We start from the raw sequence: 20,625 nt of genomic DNA on the forward strand, positions 1-20,625 counted from the left end.
TCACATTAGGGAACGGATCTGAGGCGCTGCTTGCCCGGGCGGGCCAGGTCTACCCGGCTCTTGACACCCAGCTTCCGGTAGATCCGCGTCAGATGTTGCTCGACGGTGCTGACCGTGATGTAGAGCTTGCGGCTGATCTCACGGTTGGTGTGGCCGAGGGCCGCCAGCTCGGCGACTCTGGCCTCCGAGTCGCTGAGCACGGTCAGGTCCCAATCGCAGGCACCGCGGTCGGGCTCCCGCTGCCGCGCGTTCTCGAAGCACTCGCGGCTCTCCCTGACTGCGTACGAGGCGTATAGTCTGGCCTCGTGCCGCTCGCCGCTGTCCTGGAGCGCCTTGCTCAACTCGGTCATGGCACGTGCCAGCAGCAGCCGGTCACCGGCCGAGCGCAGGCAGGCGACGGCCTGGCGCAGCAGGCCGAGCCGCTGCGCGGGCTTGCCGGCGGCGGCCAGCACGAGCAGCGCGCCCCCGCGCGTGTGCTCGCTGATATGCCCGGGGTGGTTCAGTTGCTCCCTGGCCAGCTCTCTGGCCACGCCGTTGCGTCCGAGGCGAAGGTTCGCCTGGGCCAGTCCGAGCCGCCAGGGCACGATCATGGCGACGTCGAAGCCTTCTTCCTGCATGCGACGCCCGCAGGTCTGGAAGTCGCTGATCGCGGCGAGCACCCCATCGGTGGCCAGGAAATGGTGGCCGCGCGCGTTCAGGTAGCCGAGCCCGATCAGGGTGTCGAACATGGCGTCGGGCACCGGCTCTCGCAGGAGGGCAGCCGCCTCGTCATGGCGGCCCGCGGCCGTGTGGGCCGCCACCAGGATTGAGCGTGGGTACCCGACCAGCACTCCCCAGCTCCTCGGTGAGAGCATATCGAGCGCTGCCCTGGCCAGATGTGCCGCCAGCACCACTTCGCCCTGGCGGCAGGCGATGTCCGCCCGGACGGCACCGAGCAGTGCCTGCCATGTCACAGCCCCGGCGTCGGACGCCTGCTCGATCAGCCGCTCGCACCACCGGATCGCTTCCTCGGACCTGCCCACGCCGGCCAGCGTGAGCAGCGCGGTGGCGGCCACTTCCAGGACCGTCTCGCCCAGGCGGCAGCTACGCAGGACGTGCTCGGCGCTTTCGGCCGCCACCTCACCCTTGCCCTGGGTCCAGAAGGCGTACATGTTCCTGGCCGCGTCGTCCCAGGCGGTAAGGCGCGAGGCATCGGGCTCGTGCCAGCGCGGGCCGTAAAACCACTGGCAGGCGATCCGTAGCTGCGCCGCGATCGGGTCGGAACTGGTGGAGAGCGTTCCCAGCGCCGCGGCCACCGCGTCCTGCTCTCCGTTCCACAGGTCGTGCCGGATGACGAGCGCGGCCTCGGCCGGCGGCAGCGCGCCGTCCGCCATGGCCTGGCGCAACGGCGGCAGGAACGGCGCCACGGCCGAGGGGTTCCGCCGCCACAGCACGCGGGCCAGCAGCTTCACCGTCGAGAACCGTTCGGCGTCGTCGCCCGCGCACGAGTGCGCCAGCTCCAGGCAGCGCACGGCCGTGGCCATGTCATCGGCGGACAGCGCCTGCTCGGCGGCCTCGCGCAGCACGGGCACGGCCCAGGGCTCCGGAGTACGGCCGGCGTCGAGCAGCAGGGACGCGACCCCGGCCGCGGCAGCGCCCTGCTGGTGCAGCAGCTCCGCCGCGCGCAGGTGCAGCCTGGACCGTTCGCCCGCGAGAATCCCGCCGAGCACGGCCTCCCGGGCCACAGAGCTACGGAACCGGCCGTCGGCCAGCAGTCCACCCGTGGTCAGGATCGTCGTCAGGTGCTCGGCCGTCGTGGGCTCGATCCCAGACAGGCTGCCGACCAGGTGGGGGTCGCCCAGCTCGCCCAGCACCGCCAACGCCCTGACCACCTCCAGCAGGTCGGGCTCCCACCGGTGCACGCAGCCCAGCACCGCCTGCGCGAAGGCCGGGCCGACGCTCGAGCCCTCGGCGTACCGGCCGCCGAGCCCGTAGGAGTCCTCGGCGAGCGCCTGGACCAGCAGGGCGTTCCCGCCGCTCAGCCAGTGGTAGGCGGATGCCAGCCCGGTGTCGCCGTCCGAGGGCATCACTCCGGCCAGGAACTGCGCGACGTCCGCCGCGGTCAGGGGTGCCAGCCGGAGCAGCTTGTGGGGCAGCCGCGTGATCTCGGCGTCGAAGTATGGGATGGTAGGGTCCGGCCGCTCCCATTCGCTCAAGACCATGAGGATCCTGATCGTAGGCAGCCTGCGCGCCACATGCAGGAGCACCTCCAGGGAGAACCGGTCGGCGAAGTGCACATCGTCCACCGCCAGCACGACCGCGCACTCCGACGCCGCCTCCAGCAGCACCTCGCTCAGCAGCTCGACGACCTCCGCCTCCGCCGGGGTGACCGTCCCGATGTCCCGCTCACGACCGCCGAGGTGCAGGTGCCGCTGCCCGACGAGCTGGGCCGGCGAGAGCGCGCCGGCGGCGTGCAGGAGCTGCTTGACGACGCCCGCCTGGAATGAGCGCTCGCCGCGGGCGGCCGTGGCGCGCAGTACGAGCGCACCATGGTCCTCGGCGATCCTGGCGAATGAGTGCAGCAGCCCCGTCTTGCCACTGGCCAGTCCCCCTGTGACCAGCACCAGACGCCCCTCGCCTGCGCCGCTCACCCGCAACAGTTGTTTCAGGACTTCGAGGTTCCGGCGATGTTGCGCTCCTAACATGAACCGTCCTCACGGTATGAGCTTGACGTGATTCATGGTGATCCGTCCCCCTGGATCACGCGGGATGCCTGCGGTAGAGCGCCTGCCAGTAGTAGCTCCACGGCGGCGCCCACCCATCGGCGACCGCCGCCCAGCGCTCCCCCGGCCGATAGACGGCCACGAACTTGCGCGACTGCTCGCGCACCTGCCGGTTGTCGTGGATGTCGATGATCTCGCGCAGCAGCCCGGTGCTGAGTGCCAGCGAGATCACGTGCTGGCCCTGCGCGTGCCCGTCGAGGCTCTTGTCCAGATATTTCCCGACAGGGTTGTTGACGTAGAAGTGCTCGCAGCGCTCGTCCACAAGCGACAGGTAGTAGTGAACGGCGTCCTCGGTCATCTCCGCGAAGGAGTCGATGTTGAGGCACACGTCGAATGCGCCGGTGAGGCTGCTCTCGACCTCCTCGACCGCGACGAACTCCACCCTGGCGAATTGCTCCCTCGCGAGCACCGCCCCCAGGTAGCGCCTGGCCAGTTCCAGCGACGTCGGCAGGTCGACGACGACATACGCGGCCAGGTCGTGGTTGGACAGCATCGCGTGGCACGTACGGCCGTAGCCCGCGCCGATCTCCAGTACCCTCGCCCCGTCGAGCCGCAGCCGCTCGGCGATGAATTCCAGCTCGTGCACGGCCCGCAGGTAGTCCACGCATACCCGCTCGCCGTCCCAGGTCACCGTGATGGGATCGCCGACGTCGCGGTTGCCGATCCGGCGCAGCCGCCGCCAGTTGCTCTCGCCCAGCCCCGCCGCGAGGTTGTAGGCCACGGTCTTCAGGTAACGCACACCGTTGGTCTCTGTGTCCCACAGAGCCAACTTGAAATTCACCCCACCAGACTTGAAAGTGCCCAGATCGGCGATGCTCTCCTCGGTGATGCTAGTCTTATTGATGTGCTCCCATAACTGGCTCTGACTATTACTGATGCTCAATTTCGATCCTCGCGGAGAGGGCCGCTGCGGGCGCAGTCCCTGCATGGGCGACCCGAGTCAGACTCAAGTTTTCTGCGCAGTACGGGCTGCGCACCTGGCGCGCCTCACCCTGCGACGAACTTCACACGCCGAGACTAATCATCGCCAATTAGAGTGGCTGTACAGCGTCAACGCATTTGCACAATCCCCTTAGCCGCCTCGCTCATCCTGCCCCCTGGCTGGTGAGGTCATCGGTCAGCTTAGACGAAAGCCGGCGGATGTTACCAGTGTTCTTTCTGTATTTACCAGCGAATCCTGCAATGAGCTGTTGCCAGTAGCTGCTCATCACCCTGCGTAGTGCTCGGCTCCCCCAGCAGGTCGCGGCCCGAAGATCGACATGCTGAAGCGTCACATACCTGGCCACCCGTCGAAGTACGCCGGGAGACCATGCTGTTCCTGTCCGCCTTGCCGGGCACCGAACGCCACCGCCGGGGCACTGTGCTGGTTCACCGACAGTGAGCGCGAGCGGGGCGGGGCGCAAGATCCCTCTCGCCGCGCCCTCACGTCTCGGCGCTCACGCTCCTAGACTTCGGCGCATGGACGAGTTACAGGGAAGAACGGCGACATGGCACTTTGACGAGGAGAAGGTCGTCATCCAGTACAACACCAGGTGGCGCGCCCACGCGCTGCTGAAGGTCCTCGCCCGCCGTGAGGTCCCCCTGCCGGCCGTCGCGGCGGTGGAGTTCGCCTCCGCGGGGAAGAAGGGATGGCGGCTCCAGCTCCGGCTGCGCGAACGCGCCGACCCCTACGCCGCCGTCGGCTCGCTGCTCGCCGAGAAGGGGCAGCCGTTCCTGCTGACCGGCGGGCCCGACACGGAACTCGTCGCCGAGTACCACGCCGACCAGCTGCGGCTCATGGCCGACGCCGCACAGGTCGGCGACGGCCGGCGCCCGCCGGAGGAGTACGCACTCGGACTCGTCCCGCCCGTGCCGCTGCACATCCAGACATCGGAGGGGGCGGCGAGGTTCGACGGGCAGACGATCCGGCTGGAGTGGTCCGATGACGCGAGCTCCCGCAAGAGCAAGAAACGCCGGATGGAGTACGCGCTGACGGACATCCGCCGCATGGATTGGTTCCCGCAGAGGTCGCTGGAGGAAGGCTACCTGCGCATCGTGACGCGGGAGGAGGACGCTGACGCCGGTTCAGCCAAGCCGAGCAAGGACTTCACATGCCTGCTCACCGAGGACAGTGCCAAGCAGGACGCCTGGACACTGGTGATGGCCGCGACGGTCACGGCGCACCTGTGGGCGGCGACGGCAGAACACGCCAGGAACACGCAGACCGGAAACGCGCAGCTCACCGCGGGCCCGGGCGCAGTGGCCGATGCCGACGCCGACTCCCGAAGCGTCTACGACCGCATCCGCGAGCTCGGACGACTGCACAAGGAGGGCATGCTCACTGACGAGGAGTTCACATCGAAAAAGGCGGAACTCCTCGACCGCCTGTGAGTCTCCATCAAGACTCGACAACCACTCGGCCAAGGAGCACCATCCACCACTGCGGCGCGCACACGCGCCAACCGCCCGAACACAAAGACGGGTCAACCGGCAGGTGCGCCCCGATCAATCATCTCGCCGTGACTCACGCATAGTGAATCCCGTGCTCCAGACCGCGCCGCACTAGGTATGGTTGGACGCCTCTTTGCTCGGCTCTCTGCTCGGCTCTCTGCTCGGCGCCTGCTCCAACGCCGCCGACAGCTCTATCTGCGGCGTCCCTACACCCAGGCCGCTCTGCGACCGCGGCGGCGGTCCACGCCAACCCCGAACCCGAGCCGCGGATGCGGGCGCGGCCGGCCGACTCCCACCACACCGCATCACGGGTCTCATCGGTGACCTCACGGCCGGCGAGCAGGAGCCGAAGGTCGCGCAGCCCGACCAGACCGCATGGCAGGCCGGGAATATGGGCGCGGTCCAGTACCAGCCCGCCGGGGCCGGTGGTGAGCAGGCGGAACGAGGTCTCGGCGGTGTCCAAGGGTGATTCGGTGTGGCGGTTCGTGCGGTGGATGTTCATGACTGTGCTCCGGTCGAAGACAATGCACGCCGCCTCAGAAACGCCTCAGAAACGACTCAGAAGAATGCCGGTAATCCGCTAGGAATTCCTCAGAACTTTTTGGCATCTGACCGGGTTCTTAGTATCTTAGCGGCCGGGTTCTGGGCCGAGCCCGAGATCTGGCCAGTCTCCGAACAGGTTCTGAGCTGGCTCTGAGTGGTCTGTTTGCCCGGTCGCACGCCACCCGGCCCGCACCCGCACGCCACCCGGCCCGCACCCGCAGGCCTCGGTGGCGCGCATCCGGAAAACAGCGTGTCCCGACCACAACAATAGAGCATCAACATGACCTGGATACTGCCCACCACGGGCTGACCACAACAGAAGGCCCGCGCCTGCGGGAGGAAAGTGCGGATTCAGGCCGCCCGCGCTTTCGCCGCCTGGATTCATCAGCGCGTCGTTCTGCCGGCCGACGCCGAGATCGTCCTCGGCGTCGAAACCGGGCAAGGAACGCTGACCAGAGTGGCGTTCGCCGACTGCCCCGCCTCCTGGCGGCTGACGACGGCCACACTGCCACGGTCGCCTGCCTGACCACCGACGGCACCCCCGGCAGCTGCACGGCATTGCTGGGTGCCGTGTGGCACGCGGCGGGCAAGCGGGGCTATCGGCGGCTGATCGCCGACCCGCAGCTCAGCCTGCCCCAAATCCAACATCGGATACCGGCGCATCGACCCCGACCCTGTACCGCCCCAGGGCGCCGCACGCTATCAGCACAATCTGCAAAAGCTCGTCATCGGCATGCACCAGTGGGACGATCCCGCCCGGCTGTTGCTCTCACCCGAGGCCGCCGAGGCGTTCGCCGAGCAGCGTCACCGTACCGAACCGCGGCTGCGACCCGAGTCCGGCGACCTGGGTCACATCGCCGACTGGGCGGGCAAGTTCGACGGGGCGGTTGCCCGCATGGCGGGCCTGATCCACCTCGCCACTCACGTTGACGACGGCTGGCGACGTCCAATCAGCGCCGAGACCATGACCGCCGCCGTGGAGTTGGGCGCGTACTTCACCGCTCACGCGCTGGCCACCTTCGACGCGATGGGCGCCGACCCCGACATGGAGGGCGCGCGCACCGTCCACGCCTGGCTACAGCGCACCCGTCCGGAACGGTTCACCGCCCGCGAGGCGTTCACCGCGCTCCCCCGGAGCCGCTTCCGCAAGGTCACCGAACTGGAACCCGCCCTCGAAGTCCTCGAACAACTCGGCTGGATCCACCGCCAACCCGCCCCACCCGGCACCGGCCCCGGCCGCCGTCCTTCCCCGCCTAGACGACCCATCCATGGCTGTCCACCCGCCACCACGCAGAGCAGAGGTGAAGCAGACGAGACCCAATGACATGCGACGCGCGCTCGATCGACGCGACACGTGTATGAGCATCCCCGACGTCCTCGGTGAACTCGACATCGCCCGCCGTACCTGGCAGCACTGGCGTGCCCTCGGCATAGCGCCTCGGTGCCACCGCCTTCCGAACGGCGAACTGCGCATCAAGCGCAGTGACTTCGACGACTGGCTCGACTCCCTGGCCGAAGAACGAATGGCGAGCTGACCGGATGAAGAGTTACAACGTCCGCATCTGGAAGATCTCCACCAAGAAGACGGGCAACCGCCCTTACATGGTCCGCTGGGTGGTCGAAAGCAAAGCCTTCACCGAGCACTACGCGACGTGGGAACTTGCCGACAGCGTTCGGTCGGAGCTCAAGAAGGCGGCTCAAGGCGGCGAGGCGTTCGACACCGAAACCGGCATGCCCGAGTCCAAGACTCGTACCAAGAACACGGTGACGTGGTATGCGCATGCCTGCGAGTACGTCGATGTCCGATGGGCCAAGGTTTCCGGCAGACAGCGCGTGTCCATCGCGGAAACCCTCGTGGCCGTGACCCCGGTCCTGGTCAAAGACCGACGCGGCGCCCCTCAACCCGAGGTGCTGCGTAGCGCCCTCTACCGCTGGGCCTTCAACAAGCGAAACCGAGACGCGGACAAGCCGAAAGAGATCGCCGAGGCCCTGGAATGGATCGCCAAAGCATCGATCCCTGTCGCAGAACTGGCCGAGTACGACCACATCACAACGGCACTGGAAGCGTGCGCGACCAAGCTCGACGACACTCCCGCCGCCGGCTACTACAGCCTCCGCCGAAGGGTGCTCTACAACGTCCTGCGCTACGCGGTCGCCAAGAAACGGCTCACCAAAACCCGATCAGCGCAGAACTCGACTGGAAAGCGCCGGAAGCCGAGGTATGCGAGGAAATCGACCCGTCCGTGGTCGCGTCACCCGCTCAGGTCCGGGATCTGCTCACTGCCGTGAGCTACGCCGGATAGCGACTCGGAGAACGACTCGTGGCCTTCTTCGCCTGCATGTACTACGCCATGATGCGTCCCATGAAGTCACGGCATTGCGCGAGGAAGACTGCGATCTTCCGGCCGCAGGGTGGGGACGGCTGACACTGGGAGGCTCAGCACCCACCGTAGGAAGTGAGTGGACCGACAACGGCTACGTCCGCATGTGGAAGCTCGCCCGCGCGTTCGCCCTCACAGCAGCTCGCCAAGCGGCCTTACGACCTTCGGCATGCAGGAATCTCCATGCGGCTCAACGCCGGAAGCCCCGCAACCCAGGTCGCCCAGTGGGCCGGGCACAGTGTCGAAGTCCTGCTGAAGATCTACGCCAAGTCATCGACGGGCAAGACCACGTCTGGCGGGGCCTGATCGACGGCGCTCTCGGCGATTCGGCCGGACCGGACGGCTGCGACGACGGCGAAGCCATGTGACACCAAGTAGACGAGCGGAGGGGGGCCAGCCAGACTGCTGGCCCCTCTCCGCGTTACGCGCGCCGCCAGGCCCTTGGAGATCGGTACGTCAGTGGTACGCGATCAAGGCACTCGGCTGCTCAGGGTGGCACCCGGCCGCACACCCCAGAAACGCGATCGGCCTGCGTCTCCGCAGGCCAGCACGCGTTTCCAAAGGAAGATCAGCGGTGCCCCCTGCGAGGCACCCAGCAAATCTACGTCCTCCACTCCCTCATCTCCGCGCGGTTCCCTGACCGTTCAGACGCGCCTTGAGGTGGCCAAAGGGGGCTCACAAGGTTAAAGCACTCCACAAACACCGGCCACAGGATGCCTCTGCCCGCCTCGCACAACCAAAAGCATAAGATCCAGCGCACCACGACCCCTGACGCCCTGCTGGTCGCGCCGATAGCTGCAATGCCCTCCCTCCAGCCTGGATGATGCTCCTGAAAGGCCTCGCCAGGCGCCGTGTTGGCCCGGGTGTACAGGCTCTGCCGTGATCCGTATCGGGACGGCACCTCACGCCAGGCCACCCCGGTACGGACCTTCCATACGATGCCATCGAGTACCCGGCGATCATCTTCATGCGGGCGGCCACCCGCCCTCATGGGAGGGCATCAGCTCATGGCGCCGGACGACGTCAGCGATGACGGCCTAGGACCAAGAACGCTGCCGACCTCGGTCCGGCGCCTGATGAGCGCCCGGGGCATCGGCGGGAGCATGATGCCTCTTCGATCGAACGGCGGAAGAGGCATCATGCGCGTGGAACAGGTGGACTGGGTCGAGATCCCGGCCGGAGTGCTACTGCGGGGCATACCCGCCGAAGAGATAGAGGCGGTCGCGCACCGCTACGCGGCCACCGGGGTGCCGGTGGAGTGGTACCGCAAAGAGTCCCCGCGCCCCGAGATCCACGTTCCGGCGTTCCGCATCGCCCGCACCCTGGTCACCGTCGGCCAGTGGACGCTCTTCGCGCACGCCACCGGCAGGCCGGCGCAACAGGCGCCGACGGACCATCCGGTGATCGGTGTCACCTGGCAGGAGGCGGTGGACTATTGCCACTGGCTGGGGGAGCGGCTCGGCGGCCTCGACGTGCGCCTGCCCACGGAGGGCGAGTGGGAGCGCGCCGCCCGGGGTGATGACGACCGGACCGGTCTGGCCAATCTGGTGGACCTGGGCATCGGCACCACCACACCGGTCGGTTCGTTCCCCGGGGGCGCCGGCCCGTTCGGCGTGCTGGACATGTCGGGCAACGCCGACGAATGGACCTCCACCCTGTACGCCCCTTACCCGGGCGCTCCCGCCGACGTGCCGACCACGGAGGGCAGGGCGTTCGACCCGCACATCACCCGGGGCGGCGCCTTCCGCCACGACCGGGACCTGGCCCGTTGCGCCCGCCGGCACGGCGGCTACGAGCGGGACCTGGCGGCGATCGGCGTCGACTTCCGCCTCGCGGCACCCGCCGAACCGGCATGAACAGCGCAGCGCCGCCGTTCCCCCGGCCGCCGCACTTGCTGGCATGAACGCCCACTTGTGAGGCTGGCAGAAGGATATGCCATGGCGTTGAATCCCGACGACAGCCCGAGGTTCCTACCTTACTGGGCCCCACCCATGTGCATTTGGTGCTGCTGACGACCATCTGGTGTCTGAACTCGCAACCCGTAACCGGCACAACCTGTTCTCCTGGCGGCCCACCCCCACATCACCCACGTAATCCGCCGGTTCGGCAACTGGATCCTCGGCGCCCCGGGGCTGGTCCGGGCGATACTCGCCACGCTGGTGAGCGGCGGCCTCGGCAAATTTGATCCTTTGAGTTCCGTCAGGTCGTCATTTTATGAGTTTCGCCAGGTTGGGGTGACTCGCGGATGGGGCGGCGGCTTATAAAATCGATCACGGCAAGCTGAATCATGGTTTCGGATCAGGCGAGCAGAACGTCATAGTCACGCGTAAGCGGCGATGGAACATCAGCTGGCCGAGGTTACCATCGGCCACCCAGCGGCACGTCGGCGGGGTGAAGCTTCTTGCGGCAAGGTTGCAGGCTATGGATGTTCGATGAATGCATAGCGGGCGTCTGGTACGTCACTGACGGAAGGGGCGACAGCAGATCATATTTCCGACGTATAGCGGATCCAACTTCTTGCAACACCCTGAGGGCGATTCGCTGTTTGTAGGTGGTGGTGCATATAGCTTTGAGGACGAGACATAATTTCCTGGCTACGCCAATAACGGCTCCGAATTGGATACATCTCCTCACTATGAGCACTGGAAGGAGTGTTGTTGACTATGAAGGGAGGCGCAAGTTTTCGAGGAAATTAGGCGTTATGCATGGATCGTGCCTCAGAATGCGCTCATTGAGTTGGCGTAGCTCGGGGGCGGGCAGGGCACCCAATTCGGCAAGTTTATCGCGTAGATCAGAGAAAGCCGTGAGCGCCTCGCCACTGCGGCCAGCAAGATGAAGAGCGAACATCAGCTTACCAACCAGATGCTCGCGATAGGGTTGCTCGACGAGAAATCGGCTGAGCTCGATGATGGCGTCGGAGTATTGCCCTAGTTCGATTTCCGCATCACAGAAGGTCTCGAGCGCGAATGCATGCCTCTCCTGTAGTTCCAGCCTAACCAGCCGGAATTCACCTCCCTCCATTCCGTCCAAAATCGGCCCCCTGACGAGCCTCAACGCTCTTTTCGCCAAGGTTGCGGACTCGTTGGCCGGGCCTTTTCTGGCCAGCTCGACAAGGGACATGAATTCTAGGCTGTCTAGCGTCAGCCGACTGGTGGGCACGCGATACCCGCCCTCTCTATACTCCACCCGAGCGCCCAGGGCGCGTAGCTCCATGATGGCCTTCTGCACCTGAGTCCGAGCACTCCTAGCCGGCGTGCGGTCAAGATAGAGAGAGTCAATGAGTGTCTCCATGCGCACCCAGTTCCCATGCCCCAGCAGCAGTCGGGCGAGAACGATCCGGCTTCGTTGCTTGGCGGGGTGAACCTCGCGGTTATCGCGCCAGAGCGCGACCGGGCCCAAAATACCGTAACGGACAGCAGTCAAGCTCCTACTCCCTCCTGCATGGTCGAGCATGATCATCTTAATTTAAGAATCTGTAACGGTAAGCCTGACTAGACGGTCAGGGGACGACCGTCCGAAGAGGCTCGCCTAGGCCACGATGTTGTGCCTGGTCAGGCGCCTTTAGCGAGGAGGGCTTCGGTGATCTGCTTCGGGGTGGGGATGCCCAGCTGGCTAAGACGTCGCATTGCGGCTTGGTCACTTCCACGATCTGGGCGGAGGTGCCAGCGGGCCTGGTGAACGCGGCGATGGCGAGACGGTCAAACTCGGCACAGATGCGCTGCCAGACGAACGCGCTGGCCGCCTGGCTGTCCACAACAGCCAACACTGACGGCGGACCACACCGACCTGTGCGGGCGCGATCAAGGTCTGTGCCCCACGCCTCAACGACCAGCGCATCGACGACGCCACCCACGAACGTCGGCGCTTCTCCTCGGCGATTCTGCCCGTGTGCCGCAAGAGCCCGGCCATCACCGATAGTGCTGCCACAGCCCCATCGGCACGGCCCGTCCACCGGCGACCTCGTGCCCGCCCTGGGCCGGATTCTCGGCTCCAGCCCCGGCCTGTCGGCGTCGACCAGGTCCTCTGTAGGCCGGTGGTATCGACGTCGATATCCGGAGCACAAGCTCTATCTGCGAGTGCTGATCGGGGTACGCGCCGACGCCCGTGAGGAACTCGTCGCCCCGATCGACGGCTACTGCAAATCGGCCAAATCAAAGGCAGATCTGCTACGCGATTGCGCCCGGCGTGGCATGCAAGCCCCGGCGCTCGCGGGGCCGGGACGGCGCACTCGGCTTCTGACCAGCACTGGCAGAGTATTTCCGCAAACCAGAGCACAAAGATGCTCGTTAAAGTCCGCCATCCGGGCGCGAAGAAGGCCCTGACCGAGATCTGAAACACAGAAAGCCAGCACCACGCGCCGACAGCGGTCGCCGTGTTCGAGGCCGCCTACGGCACCAAGCCTCCCGATACCGTCTCCAAGGTCACCAAGTGCCCCGGTTCCCGCGCCATCTTATGCTAGCGCAGGCATGCCGCACGTGGTCCTTGCTTCAGGGACAACGCTCAGCGACGGCCGAACTGGGCCAATCGGCCAGCGATCTTGTCTGCCGACAGCCCATGCGCGATGTCCACAATACGGCCGTCGGCCAGAAAGACCACCGAGTCAGCGTAGGACGCGGCAACAGGATCATGCGTGACCATGAACACGGTATGCCCCAGATCCCGGACCACACCGCGCAGTAGATGAAGGATCTCATTGCTCGAGGCAAGGTCAAGGTTTCCGGTGGGCTCATCAGCGAATACACATTCCGGCTGGTGGGCCAGCGCTCGGCAGATGGCCACGCGCTGCTGCTGGCCACCGGACAGCTCGTTCGGTCTCCGGTGTGCGTGGTCCGCGATTCCGGTGAAGCGTAGTAGTTGGTCCACCGCCGAATCATTCGGCTTCCTGTGCCCCAGCCGAAAAGGCAGTGTCACATTCTCCCTTACCGTCAGGGCCGGCAGTAAATTGAATGACTGGAAAACGAAACCGATCCGGTCGCGGCGCAGCTCCGCCAGGCGTTTCTCATCCAAGCCGTCGATGGGAAGCCCGCCCAGCCATACCCCGCCGGAGGTCGCCTTCGTCAACCCCGCCGCGCACTGAAGCAACGTGGACTTGCCCGACCCGGACGGTCCCATGATCGCTGTGAACGAGCCCTGGGCAAAGCTCATCGATATCCCGTCCAGCGCGGTGACCGCAGTGTGGCCGAAGCCATACACCTTGCGCACGTCCACCAACCGGAGGACCTCAGCCGCCTGTTCCTGCTGCGTCATTCTTGCTGCTCCGTAAGTGCTCGGTTTTCCCGGAGGAATCGCGTGTAACGGCCACCGACTCGGCTCAGCTGATCGTGCGTACCCTGCTCGACGACGCGGCCGCCATCGAGGACGACGATGGTGTCCGCCTCTCGTGCCGCGGAGAGCCGGTGCGTGATGATGAGACAGGTCCGGGCTTTCAAAAATGGGCGAAGGGTGTCCAGCAAGGCGCGTTCTGTCGAACTGTCCAGGTGTGAAGTGGCTTCGTCCAAGACCACGATGGATGGCGATTTCAACAGCAGCCGTGCGATGGCAAGGCGCTGCCGTTCGCCCCCGGATAGTTGCAGTCCGCCGTTACCCACCATAGTGTCGAGCCGGTCAGGCGAGGACTCGATCGTGTCCCAGATACAAGCTTCCCGGCAGGCTGCCTCCAGTTCCTCCTCACTCGCCTCCGGCTTGGCCAGCAGGAGGTTCGCACGCATGGTGTCGTTAAGCAGAAAGGGCTCCTGGCCGAGTACGCCGATCTCGCGCCGTAAACTCTCTAGCGAGATGTCTGTGATAGGCCGTCCATTGATCAATATCTGCCCGGAAGTGACGTCCCAGAGGCGGACGAGGAGCCTGGCGAGCGTGGACTTGCCCCCTCCCGACAGGCCGACCACCCCGACCATCTCTCCCGGCGCAATGCTGAGGGAGAGCCCGTCCAGCACCCGCCCACGTGCCACTTCGGCATCTGGCCGCTCTCCCGACAGGGACACGGGGGCCAGGGTCCCGCCAGCCGGATACTCGAAGACCACATCAGAGAAAACGATCCCGTGCTCTGCCTGGCCCGGGTGTCGCCCGACGCTGTCGGCATCCGTCACGGCGGGCGGAAATCTCATCACTTCCCGCACACGGTCGAAACTGACCAGGCCAGCCACGAGTTCCACACGGATTCCGGCCAGCGTGACGATCGGACTGTACAGCCGAGCCAGCAGCGTGACGAGGGCGACCATCGCCCCTAGAGTCAAGGCACCGGAGGCCACGCCCAGCCCGGATGCTATATAGGCAGCGGCACTGGTCACCCCCAAAGTGAGAGCCAGGAAGCCGGACAACGCCCCGCCCAGCATGCCTTGGTGGACCGCGTGGTCCCGAACCTCTCCAGCGTCCTCCTTGAACGCCTTCAGGTCGCGGTAGGCGTCGCCGTACAGCGTCACGAGCTCGGCACCTGGGGCGCTGAAACGTTCCGCGATCCGGGCGTCCATGGTGGCGTACGCCGCCATCTGGCGACGGTTCACCGCTTTCAGGGAACGTGAGAACCACGCTGTGATCGCGTACATGAATGGCACGAGCATCATGGTCGCCAACGCCAGCCGCCATTCGAGACTGACCAGCAGCACGCCCGCGGTCACCATCGTGGCGACCGCTCCCACCACAGACGGAATGGTCGAAGTGACGACCCGCTGAACGCTCACCACATCGCCGTGCAGCCGGGAGACGATCGCGCCTCCCCTGGCAGCCTGGAAAAAGCCGATGGCCTGATCGCGCAGGTGGGCGAAGAGATCTTCACGCAGGCGGAGGACCATGTCCTCGCCCAGGCGGACGGCATACCAGTTCTGGAGCAGGGCGATCAGGGCGAGCGCGAGGGCCGTGAGAGCGAGCATGCCGCCTAGCAGCCAGATGCGTTCCTCGTTCCGGGGGACGATGCCGTCGTCGATGAACCAGCGGCCGATCAGAATGGGGAGGAGCCCAAGAATGGAGTTACCGCAAATCAACAGGACAAGAACAGTGATCCGTCCTGCGAAAAGTCGTAAGAATCTTCCGAAACTCTCATACGCCATCACCTGCGGTCACGCGTCCTTGAGTACGGTCCGCGCCGCCACAAGCGCACCGACGGCGCTCAGCACGAATGCGCCCCCACCGAGGAACATGATCCAGCCCCATGGTACGAAGCTCGACAACAGCGGCAGGGCGTCTGGGGTCTGTACGGCGAACAGGACTATGCCCCACGTCGCAAGCGCGGTGGCCAGCATGACGATGGGCGCGATGGTCAGAGCGACCTCCCAGCCGATCATCCGGTAGACCTGACGGCGCGACACACCCAGCATGCGCATGCCATCGAACTCCGCACGCCGATCCAGCATGCCAACGCCCAGCCCGTTGATCGAGGCAAGCAAGCAGAAGGCTGCGACCAGGCCCAGCACGTAGATCATGGTCCGATTTCTGTCAGCGTTCTCGACCGTCTGGTGATCCACTGACTCCTGCCGCGTGCGGACCTCCAGTGCGAGGCCGTCCACCGAAATCCGGTGTGCCGTCGAACGCACGGCCGCCAGAGTGGCCTGCGTTGAGGTCCGCAGGTAGAGGCGGTCGGCGGAACGAGGCGAAGTGGGGACGAAGACAGGCGCACCCGTCGACGAAGTCTCATAAATGGCCGATACCCGGTACGGCTTCTGCTGTTCCCCGGGTACCCGAACGTCGATGCTCTCCCCGACGTCGGTACCCAGCCGCGCAGCCAGCGATGCGGACAGCGCGACACCCTGCTCATCCCATGCCGACCAGGATCCCTTGACCACTGCGAGGGGAAAGACCTCCGCCGGGTTGCCCGCGACCATGGCGACAGGAGTCGTACTAGTGACTCCGGACTGGCCTACCGTGACATCGGGTATTGCGCGGACCCCGACGACCTCCTCGACCCCGGGTATCCGCCGGAGCCCCAAATGCAGGTCGCGGGAGAGCCGCATGCCTTGGTAGGCAGGATCGATAACATAGTCGACTGAGGCGAGCGCCGCCGCGTCAGACGCGGACTTCCAGTCGAAGTACGCCTGCTGTCCGACACCGGAGACGGCGAGGGTCATTCCCAGGGCAAGCGGCCCCATAACGCCGGCGAACCGGCGATGGCCGAAGGCGACGTTGGCCTTGGCGAGGAATCCGCCGACCTTCCACAATCGGCCCACCAGGCCCCCTGGCAACCGTGCGAACACCACCACCGCCCAGGGGCCGAGCGCACCGGCACCGACGACGAGCAGGGCAAGCGTACCCATCGTCCCCAGCAGACCTGCCGCCTCCGGCAACAGGCCGAGCGCCCAGGCCGCCGTCAGCGGCACCGCCAGGCCCAGGCAGGCGATCCCGACGGACCGACGCACGCGGCCAAGCGACCGCTCGGCGTTCACCGCCTCGGACAGGGCATCCCCCGCGCGGATCCGCAGTGCTGCGCGCACGGCGAGCAGCGCCGCTGTCTCCGCCGTGAAGATGAGAACCGCCAACGCCCCCGCCACTCCCCAAGGGGTGACGACGACCTCGAAGGAGGCACTGAATGTGAAAAAACCGTACAGCCGATCGCTGATCAGCGATGCGAGAAGCACGCCGAGCGGGATGCCGGGAGCGGCGGCTAGAAGCGCCAGCACCAACCCTTCGGCGAGCAGCATCCCCCGTACCCCTCGCGGAGTCATCCCCAGCGCGCGGAGGACGGCGATTTCCCGGTGGCGACGCCGTACGGCCAAGCCCATCGCGCCACCTGCCACTCCGACAGCGATCATGCCGATCAGTACGACGGTGAACCACATTGCCTGCGTCACGGTCGCGTCATTGAACAGATTGCCATCCGCGAAGGCGAGCGAGCGACCGACTGACACCCGCAGCCCGGGAGCTGCCTTCGCGACCTCACGGGCGAGTACGTCCACCGCGATCCCTCGCTCGGCCACCACCGCCACCGCATCCACACGCCTGCCCTGATCTGCCAGCGCCGCGGCCTGCTCATCGCTCCAGAAGACGGCCGACTGATGTCGCACAGGTCTGCCAGCTTGGACGATGCCCACGATCGTGTATGACCGCGCCACACTGTTCACGGTGAGCCGAGCGGTGTCGCCAACCGACAGCTTCGCGAAGGTGGCGAGCCTGGCGTCCATGGCCACCTCGCCGGCGCCGACGGGAGCCCGGCCATCCCGGACAGTGAAGGGTGTCACGGACGAACTCGACCAGCCATGCCCCCAGACATAGGGTTTCTCGTCCCCGGGAGGGACGGCGGACGCGCCATCGGTGCCTTGGACGCTCACCGGGAAACTCAGTTCCTCAACGGCGCGGACGACCCCCTTGACCGCGGAAACGCGCTCGGCCGTTTCCGGCGCGATCGCTCCCCGGTCTCGCGCGTGCACTACCAGTGAGACGGCGCCATAACGCTCGACCGGTGGTGACTGCCGACCGACGGAGTCGAGCATGACTATAAAGGAGCTCAATAAGGTGGCAGCCACCACGAGTGCGGCGATGCTACCGATCGCCGTACCCATGTGCCATTGCAAGGTCCGCCGTGCCAACCACACCATCGTTCCAGCGTCTCCGGGATCATAATTGGATACGAGGTGCTTGCCCCGAGGTCGGTTCGGGGCAAGCACCTCTCCTTCGGTCAGCGCTTAACAGGTGCCGTCATCCCAGCAGGTAATGGAGTTGCTGCTGTGTTCCGGTGACGGGTTGCAGCACCAGACGCTGGTGTTGCTGTGTAGCACGCCCACCACGTCATCAGCCCCGCCCAAGCCCTGAAGGTCGAAAATCGACATCGGTGTCCACCTCCTTTCGCACATCGCCGGTTCGTTTCTCCTCGAACTGGGCGCCCGAGAAGCCTGGGGTCAGAAACGGCAGGCCGGCCTCGAACTCGCCTTTGGCCGCTGTGAGGGCGAGGAGTACGCCACCGTTCCCTGTCGCAAGATCCATAGAAAGTCGGAGTAGCTGGTCGCCGGGAAAGGCCATGTGGTCTCTCCAGGTCACCGCGTGCCAGTCGAGGCCGCGTACCTGCCGGGCGACAGCGGCTGTGTCTCCCAACGTCGCGTTGAGAAGGATCTGGCCCGCCATGCCGTTGAAGAGACCAGGGAAGAGATAGAACGAGGAACTCGCCGCGCGGCCGATGCGTTCGAGCTGTGATCGCAGATCGGGAGCCTGCCGATAGCTCAGGTAGCGCTGAATCGCGAGGCCGATGCCGACGCTGCCACCGGCAAGGTAGGGCATGCCCCTGCTGCCCTCGTTGACCTGGAGCCCGCCGTCGTCCATCACGACACAACGCCGTAAGTCCTGGCGAAGGGCCACCTCGGCAGCGTCGAGGAAACGGAGGTCACCCGTGGCCTCATACGCTGCCGTGAGGAGCAGCGCCTTTCCCGACGAGCCGTGCATGAGTCCGGCCTGCCCATGCTCGCCACCGCTGATCTCCGGCGCCGAGTCAACTCCGCCCAGCAACCGGATCACCGACTCGGCCGCCCTGATTCCAAGGTCGGTGAAGGCGTCCTCCCCACACTCCCGGCCGAAGTGCAGCCAGTTCAGACCGACGCCGGACAGACCAGCGAGCAGGCCATGATCAGGCATGTGCTCGTCGAACTCCCGGGCCAGACTCCGTACGAGGCCGATGGCTTCGTCGTGGCGTCCCAGGTCCCACAGCGCGTAGGCGATGCCGTGCCGCCCGTCGTAGAATCCCGAGGTCAGACTCTCCCCTTCCGCACGCACCCGGTCCATCAGCCAGCGCTCACCTTCGGGAAACGGTTCGCGTCGTGCCTGCCGCAGCGCCCACAAAACGCCTGCTGCGCCATGCGCGAATCCCACTCCACCGCCCGGTGCCAAAAACTGGTTGATGTCACCCGGGAACAGCCGATCGACTCTGTCCAGAGTGGCACTCGCCATGATCGCCTGCGTGAGCGATTCGATGGGGTCCGCCGGGGATGATCTTGCAGCGTCACCTCCGGAGAACCACGAGCATTCGACGCCGAACGTACGCGAGATGATTCCGGCAAGATGGCGCGGTTTATCCTTATCGACCAGCGCCAGCGAGGTCAGCGGAGCGAAGAGGGCGAGCTTCAGGTTAGCGAGCGCGTACTCATCGACGGCTACGCCGACGGTGCCGGCCGGAGCGGCAAACCCGGGATTCGCGATCACCTGCCTGCCCCCCTCCTCAAGGAACCATCCGCCTTCGAAGTCGATGATGCGGATCTCTTCGTCGCGAACGAACACGTTGAAGAGGTGAAGGTCACCGAAGACCACGCCCCGTTCGTGCATGGCGTGGACGGCGTCGGCGACGCGTCGCCAGGTGCCCTTCGCCCAGCGTGCATATTCGGCGAGCTCATGCGGCTCCGGCTCACCGGCCCTGATCAGCGGATTGCGCCGGGTGCAGGCCGCCCACAGGGTCTCGCCGACGACGAACTCCTCTACCAGGAATTCATGAGGATCCACGGCGACGTAATCGATTAGCCCGGGTACGGCCGGAAGGCCGTCCAGACGCTGGAGGATGTCATGCTCCCGGCGCAGGCGGTCCACCGCGTCGCGTCCCGCTTTGTCGACGCCGGCATGGCGCCGCCCTTCTTTGACCACTACCTCGCGCCCGGTGCCGCGTACCCGACCGTAGTAGACGCCGCCGCCGTTCGAGAAGTGCAGCGCGCGCTCGATGTCGTAAGGGAAAGCATCGAGCCGGGTGCGATCGCGCAGTTGGATCGCCGGTTTTAGAATAGCCGGGACGGGCGCCCACTCCGGCGGGGCAAAGACAGGACCGCGCGGATCGGGAACCAGGTTTCCCGACGGATCCTCAATGGCCAGGGCTCCATCATGGGTACGGCGGTCCTGGAAGGCTCCGTAGCGGACGTACAGTGGGCCGTCTCCCCAGCGTACGTCGCTCAAGATGTACGGCCCCTCCTCGCCAGTCAACAACGACCCAAGCCCTTCAAGGACGACGGCGAATTGTTCCTCGTCGGACGGATAGATCGTAACAAGCTTCCCACTGCCGGCTCGATCCGCGTACTTGTCGTTCCGATTACGCCATTCCACAGGACCGGGAACCGCTTTGAGAGCGATTCCCCGGCTAAAGCAGTAGCGTAACACCCGGAGAAGAACACGCTCCACGTTAGCCTTCGAGGCCGATACATGTATTTTCCAGCCCTGCCGGGGCAGGCGCACGCCGGGAGGATGGTAGTGAATCCAGCCAGGCCGGATACTACACCGCCAGCCTGCCGGCATCAACTCGTCACGGAGGACGGGGAAAATATCGGAGCCCACCCTCTCGGCCCGGTCATAGAAATGAGGGTCAATCTTGCAGTAGAGCTCGTATCTCCGATCCACCTGACCTCCCTACGGCGCCCCGCCAGCGCATTATGAATCTTACAAAAAGCGCTTCCTAAATGCTTCCTCATCTCTTCCCTACCTTCCACAGGCCCTTTAGCCTCGATCTTTCTCGACCTTGAGCTGGCCGGCTGAGGGATTCGGCTGGAGGTCGATTGCCCCGCTGCGGTCAGCGTGGATGCCCGGCTGTCGCGCCGGGTGGGCGGGTTCCACAGGCCCGCGGT

The 20,625-nt window shown here is 65.8% G+C and carries 14 protein-coding genes and 1 pseudogene; 6 read left to right on the forward strand and 9 right to left on the reverse strand.

Translation table 11 applies throughout. From position 1 onward, the window contains the following. Positions 1-5: 5 nt before the first annotated feature. Together ACH34R_RS41640 and ACH34R_RS41645 are read right to left on the reverse strand one after the other, a co-directional pair. Positions 6-2,684: a LuxR C-terminal-related transcriptional regulator gene (locus tag ACH34R_RS41640; RefSeq protein WP_397567135.1), complete on the reverse strand. Its 2,679-nt coding sequence runs from the start codon at positions 2,682-2,684 to the stop codon at positions 6-8. 55 nt (positions 2,685-2,739) lie between these two features. Beyond that, positions 2,740-3,690 (reverse strand): putative sugar O-methyltransferase, encoded by a 951-nt coding sequence (locus ACH34R_RS41645; protein ID WP_397567136.1) that lies wholly within the window; start codon positions 3,688-3,690, stop codon positions 2,740-2,742. A 530-nt stretch (positions 3,691-4,220) separates the two neighbouring features. Here ACH34R_RS41645 and ACH34R_RS41650 point away from each other — a divergent pair. Further along, entirely contained in the window at positions 4,221-5,132 is a 912-nt protein-coding gene (locus ACH34R_RS41650) for a DUF4429 domain-containing protein (RefSeq protein WP_397567137.1), read from the forward strand. Between the two features lie 133 nt (positions 5,133-5,265). On the opposite strand, the gene ACH34R_RS41655 is transcribed toward ACH34R_RS41650, so the two are convergent. Then, complete coding sequence (locus tag ACH34R_RS41655) at positions 5,266-5,694, reverse strand: hypothetical protein (protein ID WP_397567138.1); 429 nt, start codon at positions 5,692-5,694, stop codon at positions 5,266-5,268. A gap of 384 nt (positions 5,695-6,078) precedes the next feature. On the opposite strand from ACH34R_RS41655, the gene ACH34R_RS41660 reads away from it, so the two are divergent. The 4 genes and pseudogenes from ACH34R_RS41660 to ACH34R_RS41675 all read left to right on the forward strand — a co-directional run bounded on the left by ACH34R_RS41660 (position 6,079) and on the right by ACH34R_RS41675 (position 8,024). Next, positions 6,079-6,261: a hypothetical protein gene (locus tag ACH34R_RS41660; RefSeq protein WP_397567139.1), complete on the forward strand. Its 183-nt coding sequence runs from the start codon at positions 6,079-6,081 to the stop codon at positions 6,259-6,261. A gap of 114 nt (positions 6,262-6,375) precedes the next feature. Then, a pseudogene (locus ACH34R_RS41665) lies at positions 6,376-7,059 on the forward strand (DUF3987 domain-containing protein); the annotation flags it as partial. Positions 7,060-7,093: 34 nt separating this feature from the next. After that, complete coding sequence (locus tag ACH34R_RS41670; protein WP_397567140.1) at positions 7,094-7,270, forward strand: helix-turn-helix transcriptional regulator; 177 nt, start codon at positions 7,094-7,096, stop codon at positions 7,268-7,270. 4 nt (positions 7,271-7,274) lie between these two features. Beyond that, positions 7,275-8,024: a hypothetical protein gene (locus ACH34R_RS41675; protein ID WP_397567141.1), complete on the forward strand. Its 750-nt coding sequence runs from the start codon at positions 7,275-7,277 to the stop codon at positions 8,022-8,024. Positions 8,025-8,717: 693 nt separating this feature from the next. On the opposite strand, the gene ACH34R_RS41680 is transcribed toward ACH34R_RS41675, so the two are convergent. Then, the gene (locus tag ACH34R_RS41680) at positions 8,718-9,107 is read right to left on the reverse strand and encodes a transposase (protein ID WP_397567142.1); all 390 of its coding nucleotides are present in this window, start codon (positions 9,105-9,107) and stop codon (positions 8,718-8,720) included. Positions 9,108-9,255: 148 nt separating this feature from the next. Here ACH34R_RS41680 and ACH34R_RS41685 point away from each other — a divergent pair, with 148 nt between their 5' ends. Beyond that, positions 9,256-9,972 carry a formylglycine-generating enzyme family protein gene (locus ACH34R_RS41685; protein ID WP_397567143.1) on the forward strand — a complete coding sequence of 239 codons (717 nt, stop codon included), beginning with the start codon at positions 9,256-9,258 and terminating at the stop codon, positions 9,970-9,972. 805 nt (positions 9,973-10,777) lie between these two features. On the opposite strand, the gene ACH34R_RS41690 is transcribed toward ACH34R_RS41685, so the two are convergent. From ACH34R_RS41690 to lanKC, 5 genes are all read right to left on the reverse strand, one after another. Beyond that, a complete protein-coding gene (locus ACH34R_RS41690) occupies positions 10,778-11,539 on the reverse strand; it encodes a BTAD domain-containing putative transcriptional regulator (protein ID WP_397567144.1) in 762 nt (253 codons plus the stop codon). Positions 11,540-12,616: 1,077 nt separating this feature from the next. Further along, positions 12,617-13,363, reverse strand: a complete 747-nt coding sequence (locus ACH34R_RS41695) for an ABC transporter ATP-binding protein (protein WP_397567145.1) — start codon at positions 13,361-13,363, stop codon at positions 12,617-12,619. Next, the gene (locus ACH34R_RS41700) at positions 13,360-15,159 is read right to left on the reverse strand and encodes an ABC transporter ATP-binding protein (RefSeq protein WP_397567150.1); all 1,800 of its coding nucleotides are present in this window, start codon (positions 15,157-15,159) and stop codon (positions 13,360-13,362) included. The genes ACH34R_RS41695 and ACH34R_RS41700 overlap by 4 nt, the downstream gene beginning before the upstream one ends. A 9-nt stretch (positions 15,160-15,168) precedes the next feature. Then, a complete protein-coding gene (locus ACH34R_RS41705) occupies positions 15,169-17,637 on the reverse strand; it encodes an ABC transporter permease (RefSeq protein ID WP_397567146.1) in 2,469 nt (822 codons plus the stop codon). Positions 17,638-17,830: 193 nt separating this feature from the next. After that, on the reverse strand, positions 17,831-20,401 hold the full coding sequence (gene lanKC / locus ACH34R_RS41710; protein WP_397567147.1) for a class III lanthionine synthetase LanKC: 2,571 nt from the start codon (positions 20,399-20,401) through the stop codon (positions 17,831-17,833). Between the last annotated feature and the right edge of the window lie 224 nt (positions 20,402-20,625).

Source organism: Spongiactinospora sp. 9N601, assembly GCF_044326295.1.
Taxonomy (GTDB): Bacteria; Actinomycetota; Actinomycetes; order Streptosporangiales; family Streptosporangiaceae; genus Spongiactinospora; species Spongiactinospora gelatinilytica.

Excerpts from the sequence above, each read along its gene's own strand:
- ACH34R_RS41640 (WP_397567135.1), bottom strand. The coding sequence starts at position 2,684 with ATGTTAGGAGCGCAACATCGCCGGAACCTCGAAGTCCTGAAACAACTG.
- ACH34R_RS41645 (WP_397567136.1), bottom strand. The coding sequence starts at position 3,690 with ATGCAGGGACTGCGCCCGCAGCGGCCCTCTCCGCGAGGATCGAAATTG.
- ACH34R_RS41650 (WP_397567137.1), top strand. The coding sequence starts at position 4,221 with ATGGACGAGTTACAGGGAAGAACGGCGACATGGCACTTTGACGAGGAG.
- ACH34R_RS41655 (WP_397567138.1), bottom strand. The coding sequence starts at position 5,694 with ATGAACATCCACCGCACGAACCGCCACACCGAATCACCCTTGGACACC.
- ACH34R_RS41670 (WP_397567140.1), top strand. The coding sequence starts at position 7,094 with ATGAGCATCCCCGACGTCCTCGGTGAACTCGACATCGCCCGCCGTACC.
- ACH34R_RS41675 (WP_397567141.1), top strand. The coding sequence starts at position 7,275 with ATGAAGAGTTACAACGTCCGCATCTGGAAGATCTCCACCAAGAAGACG.
- ACH34R_RS41680 (WP_397567142.1), bottom strand. The coding sequence starts at position 9,107 with ATGAGGGCGGGTGGCCGCCCGCATGAAGATGATCGCCGGGTACTCGAT.
- ACH34R_RS41685 (WP_397567143.1), top strand. The coding sequence starts at position 9,256 with ATGCGCGTGGAACAGGTGGACTGGGTCGAGATCCCGGCCGGAGTGCTA.
- ACH34R_RS41695 (WP_397567145.1), bottom strand. The coding sequence starts at position 13,363 with ATGACGCAGCAGGAACAGGCGGCTGAGGTCCTCCGGTTGGTGGACGTG.
- ACH34R_RS41700 (WP_397567150.1), bottom strand. The coding sequence starts at position 15,159 with ATGGCGTATGAGAGTTTCGGAAGATTCTTACGACTTTTCGCAGGACGG.
- ACH34R_RS41705 (WP_397567146.1), bottom strand. The coding sequence starts at position 17,637 with ATGGTGTGGTTGGCACGGCGGACCTTGCAATGGCACATGGGTACGGCG.